Genomic DNA, 3918 nt, shown 5'->3' with positions numbered 1-3918 from the left:
CACCACCGCGCGCCAGGACGCCGACGACCGCCTGAACCAGGCGCAGAAGATGGAGGCGATCGGCCAGCTCACCGGCGGCGTCGCCCACGACTTCAACAACCTGCTGACCATCGTCATCGGCAACCTCGATATGATCGTCCGCCGCCCGGCCGACGCGCAGCGGGTGGAGCGCCTCGCCGGCTCGGCGATGACTGCGGCCCGGCGCGGCGCCGAGGTCACCGAGAAGCTGCTGTCGTTCTCGCGCCGGCAGGTGCTGCGCCCCGAGACGGTCAACCCGAACCGTTTGCTCAAGGATTTCCGCACCCTGCTGGAGCGCGCCGTCGGCGAGACCATCGCCGTGACGTTCGACCTCGACGCCGCCCTCGATCCGGTGCGGCTCGACCCCGGCCAGTTCGAGAGCGCGATCCTCAACCTCGCGGTCAACGCCCGCGACGCGATGCCGTCCGGCGGCCGCCTGACGATCCGCACCGAGAACCTGACGGTGACGGATGAGGACGGCGCGGCGCTGCCGGACCTCGCGCCGGGGCAGTACGTCCACGTCGCGGTCGGCGATTCCGGCCAGGGCATGCATGCCGGCACCGCCGCCCGCGCCTTCGAGCCGTTCTTCACCACCAAGGAGGTCGGCAAGGGCACCGGCCTCGGCCTCAGCCAGGTCTACGGGTTCGCGCGCCAGGGCGGCGGGCAGGTGCTGCTGCGAAGCGAGGTCGGCGCGGGCACCACCGTGTCGATCTACCTGCCGCACTCGAAGGAGGTCGCCGCGCCAGCCCGGCCCGAGGGGCCGATGCCGCTGCGCCGCGCCACCGACGGCGAGGTGATCCTCGTCGTCGAGGACGAGCCGGCGGTGCTCGACATGGCGGTCGAGAGCCTGAGCGAGCTCGGCTACCGCACACTGACCGCGACCCATGCCGCCGAAGCGCTCGCCCGGCTGAAAGGGCCGGAGCGGGTCGACATCCTGTTCTCAGACGTGGTGATGCCGGGCGGGATGAACGGGGTGCAGCTCTCGGTCGAGGCGCGCCGGCTCCGGCCCGGCCTCCGGGTGCTGCTCGCCTCCGGCTACACCGCCTCCGCCTTCGGCGAGGACGGCCTGCCCGCCGACCTGCCGCTGCTCAACAAGCCCTACGGCCGCGAGGACTTGGCCGACAAGCTGCGGGTGGTCATGGGGCGGCGCTGAGGCGCGCCCGCCGGTCGAGGAACCACGCCAGCGCGATCATCGCCGCGAGGCCGGCGACGTTGACGCCGACCTGCAGCGGCCAAGTCGGCCCGAAGGTGCGGTAGCTGATCCGGCCGATCAGCGCCGCGAGGCACCCGAGCGCGAACACCTCCAGGGAGTGGCGCCCGCACAGCTCGAGCCAGCGCAGGCGCGGGCTCGAGGTGAGGGCGTAGACGCGGGGAGACCCGAACAGCAGATAGATCACCGCCAGGATGTGGAGCAGCCGCAGCGGGGCGACGTGGCCCTTGTCCGGCGGCGCCATGGCGACGAGACTCAGGTCCGGCAGGTTCCAGGCGCTCCAGGGCGCGGCCTGCAGCAGCGAGACGGCGAGCATCAGCCAGCACGCGGCCCTCAGCCAGGCACGGCGCGGCAGCAGGCCGTCGCCGCCCCGAATGGCGGCGGACAGCGCCATCCCGATCGCGAACAGGAACTGCCAGGCGAACGGGTTGAAGTACCAGCCGTCGTCGGCCGCGGCGTTGGGCAGGTTGAAGGCCGGGTCGAGGTTGGCGAGCAGCCAGATCAGGGCCGAGACGCCGAGCACGCCCCAGACGCTCCGGCGCATGCCGGCATAGTAGAGCGGGAAGGCGGCCAGCAGCACGATGTAGAGGGGCAGGATGTCGAGGTAGTTCGGCAAGGCGTTGAGCAGCAGCCCGCGCCACAGGCCGGACCACAGCCCCATCTGCAGCAGCGGCGCGACTCCGAAGCGGGGGACGAGGCCGGTCGCGTCCATCCAGGCCCGCACGATCAGCAGGGTGGCCAGCAGGAGAGCCGCCTGGAAGAGGTAGATGCGCAGGCACCGCCGTGCGACGCGCTTCAGGGTTTCGATCGTGCCGGCGCGGCGGAACAGGCCGCCATAGGCGGCCATCGCCGAGTATCCGGCAAACAGCACGAAGAGCTCCGCGGCGTCCGAGAAGCCGAGATTGTGCGGCGTGATCAGCGCCGGCGCGTTGTTGGGGATGTGGTCGACGAAGATGATCAGCAGGGCCAGGCCGCGCAGCACGTCGATGCGCGGGTCGCGCTTGCGCGACGCGGGAGCGGGATCGGTCACGCGGGCAGTCGGTCGGGGGCGCAGGGCATCAGACTCTCGTCGGGCGGGTTCGCACCCTGTCGCATGCCGCGCGCCAAGTGATCCAGCGCGCATCGCGGCCCCCCGGTCACGATGTGGTCTTCGATGGTCCCGGAAGGGCAGGGCACGGGCCCCGCGCCGCCGCGTTACAAAGGGGCGGATCGGCGATCTTGCGCAGCGACCGGAAGAGGCCGCATGACAGAAAGCGGCAAGATAATACGTTTCCGCCGCCGCCCCGCCTCTGGTATATTGCATACCTGAGCAATCGATGCATGATGCATCCACGCGAACCGAGAGTCGCAGGCGGAGGAAACCGGGATGGAACGTCAGGACGCCCCTGCGGCGAAATGGTGGCAGCTCGCCTTCGGCGTGCTCTGCATGGCGATGATCGCCAACCTCCAATACGGCTGGACGCTGTTCGTCGATCCGATCGATGCCCAGCATCATTGGGGCCGGGCCTCGATCCAGCTCGCCTTCACCGTCTTCGTCGCCACCGAGACCTGGCTCGTCCCGGTCGAGGCCTGGTTCGTCGACAATTACGGACCCAAGATCGTCGTCGCCTTCGGCGGCGTGATGATCGCGATGGCCTGGGTGATCAACGCCTATGCCGGCTCGCTGCCGATGCTCTACCTCGGCGCTGTGGTCGGCGGCATCGGCGCCGGATCGGTCTACGGCACCTGTGTCGGCAACGCGCTGAAGTGGTTCCCGGATCGTCGGGGCCTGGCTGCCGGCGCCACCGCCGCCGGGTTCGGCGCGGGCGCCGCGATCACGGTGGTGCCGATCGCGAAGATGATCGCGTCGAGCGGCTACCAGAGCGCGTTCCTCACCTTCGGCCTGATGCAGGGCGCGGTGGTGGTGTTCCTCTCGGTGTTCCTGCGCAAGCCAAGGAGCGCGGCCCCGGTGCAGCGCAAGCGCCACAACCTGCCCCAGAGCAAGGTCGACCGCACCCCGAGCGAGACCGTGCGCACCCCGGTCTTCTGGGTGATGTACGCGATGTTCGTGATGGTCGCCGCCGGCGGCCTGATGGCGGCGGCGCAGATCGCACCGATCGCCCACGACTTCCACGTCGCCGACGTACCGGTGAGCATGCTCGGCCTGACGATGGCGACGCTGACCCTGGCGATCTCGCTCGACCGGATCTTCGACGGGTTCGGGCGGCCGTTCTTCGGCTGGGTCTCCGACCAGATCGGGCGCGAGAACACGATGTTCATCGCGTTCTCGACCGCGGCGGTCGCGGTGCTGCTGCTGCTCAGCTACGGCACCATCCCGATGGTGTTCGTGCTGGCGACCGCCCTGTACTTCGGCGTGTTCGGCGAGATCTACTCGCTGTTCCCCGCCACCTGCGGCGACACCTTCGGCTCGAAGTTCGCCACCAGCAACGCCGGCCTGCTCTACACTGCAAAAGGCACGGCCTCGTTCCTGGTTCCCTTCGGCAGCCTCGTGGCGGCCGCCTACGGCTGGTACGCGGTGTTCGGCATGATCGTCGCCCTGAACCTCACCGCGGCGGCTTTGGCGATCTTCGTGCTCAAGCCGATGCGGGCGCGCTACCTCGCCCTCGACGCGACCGTGTCCGTGCCGAAGGCCGATCCGGTCCGGATCGCCTGACACCGGCGGGCCGGCGCCTCGCGCTGGCCCCGCCTCC

General features: G+C 70.2%; 3 protein-coding genes. 2 read left to right on the top strand and 1 reads right to left on the bottom strand.

Annotated elements, in window-relative coordinates; all coding sequences use genetic code 11:
• A partial coding sequence (locus FV222_RS19525) for an ATP-binding protein (RefSeq protein WP_147815434.1) occupies positions 1 to 1171 on the top strand: 1171 nt, incomplete at its 5' end.
• Here the strand turns inward: FV222_RS19525 and FV222_RS19520 are convergent.
• The gene (locus FV222_RS19520; RefSeq protein WP_246685550.1) at positions 1155 to 2258 is read right to left on the bottom strand and encodes an OpgC domain-containing protein; all 1104 of its coding nucleotides are present in this window, start codon (positions 2256 to 2258) and stop codon (positions 1155 to 1157) included. The two genes, FV222_RS19525 and FV222_RS19520, sit on opposite strands and share 17 nt — an antisense overlap.
• A gap of 336 nt (positions 2259 to 2594) precedes the next feature.
• On the opposite strand from FV222_RS19520, the gene oxlT reads away from it, so the two are divergent.
• Entirely contained in the window at positions 2595 to 3881 is a 1287-nt protein-coding gene (oxlT, locus tag FV222_RS19515; protein ID WP_147815432.1) for an oxalate/formate MFS antiporter, read from the top strand.
• Positions 3882 to 3918: the final 37 nt, after the last annotated feature.

It is taken from the genome of Methylobacterium sp. WL103 (assembly GCF_008039885.1).
GTDB classification, from domain to species: domain Bacteria; phylum Pseudomonadota; class Alphaproteobacteria; order Rhizobiales; family Beijerinckiaceae; genus Methylobacterium; species Methylobacterium cerastii.
This window is presented reverse-complemented; position numbering and strand designations above follow the sequence as displayed.